1 protein-coding gene is annotated in these 1,053 nt (G+C 65.1%); it reads left to right on the forward strand.

The features are described 5' to 3' along the window. The first annotated feature begins 91 nt into the window (after positions 1-91). A protein-coding gene (locus ACFPN9_RS24865) for an IS630 family transposase (RefSeq protein WP_377817807.1) occupies positions 92-1,038 on the forward strand; the annotation gives its coding sequence in 2 pieces (ribosomal slippage) (positions 92-428 and positions 428-1,038; 948 coding nt in all). Positions 1,039-1,053 lie beyond the last annotated feature (15 nt).

Below are 1,053 nucleotides of genomic sequence, written 5' to 3' on the forward strand. Positions count from 1 at the left end.
TAGAGCGGAACCCGACCTGATTGAATCGGGAGGGATTCCCAAATCAGGCGCGAAGTGATTCAGAGTGACTGCCGGATGGAGGCCGGCAGCCATGTCGCGAGCGCTGTCAGTCGATCTTCGGGTTCGGGTTCTGGGGGCTGTGGCGGCGGGCGCGACGCATCGCGAGGCTGCCGACCGTTTTGGGGTGAGCGCTGCCAGCGTCAGCCGTTGGCGCGAGCGGCACCGCAATCAGGGCGATCCAAGCCCCAAGGCGCTGGGCGGCGACCGGCGCTCGGATCGGATCGAGGCCCATCATGAAGCGGTGATGGCGGCGCTTGGACCAGGTAGGGACGCCACGATCGAGGAGGTTCGCGCAAGCCTGGCGAAGCAGGGCCTCATCTTCGGCTTCGGCACGATCCAGCGTTTCTTCGCGCGCCACGCCATTACGCGCAAAAAAAGACCGCGCACGCGACCGAGCAGGACCGCCCCGACGTCCTGACCCAGCGCGAGCGATGGTTCGAGGATCAGCTGGACCTTGACCCGGAGCGGCTGGTCTTCATCGACGAGACGTGGGCTTCGACCAACATGGCGCGCCGCCATGGGCGCTGCCGGCGCGGCGAGCGGCTTCGGGTGGGCGTGCCGCATGGCCATTGGAAGACCACGACCTTCGTCGGCGCGCTGACCCTTCGCGGCTTCATCGCTCCCTGGGTACTCGATGGCCCCATCAATCGGGACGCCTTCGAGACCTATGTCGCCAAGGTGCTCATCCCTGAACTGCGGCCCGGTGACGTCGTCGTCATGGACAACCTCTCCAGCCACAAGGGACCGCGCGTGCGCCAGATGATCAAGGCGGCGGGCGCCGAACTGCGCTACCTCCCGCCCTATAGTCCCGACTTCAATCCCATCGAGAACGCCTTCGCAAAGCTCAAGGCGCTGCTCCGAAAAGCCGCCGAGCGCACAATAAATGGTCTGTGGGGCGCCATCGGCCGCATCATCGATCTCTTCCCGCCCGCTGAATGCGCAAACTACTTCAGCGCCGCAGGATACGATGCAACCTGATCGGATTCCGCTCTA

Source organism: Allobosea massiliensis (assembly GCF_042655245.1).
Classification (GTDB): Bacteria; Pseudomonadota; Alphaproteobacteria; order Rhizobiales; family Beijerinckiaceae; genus Allobosea; species Allobosea massiliensis.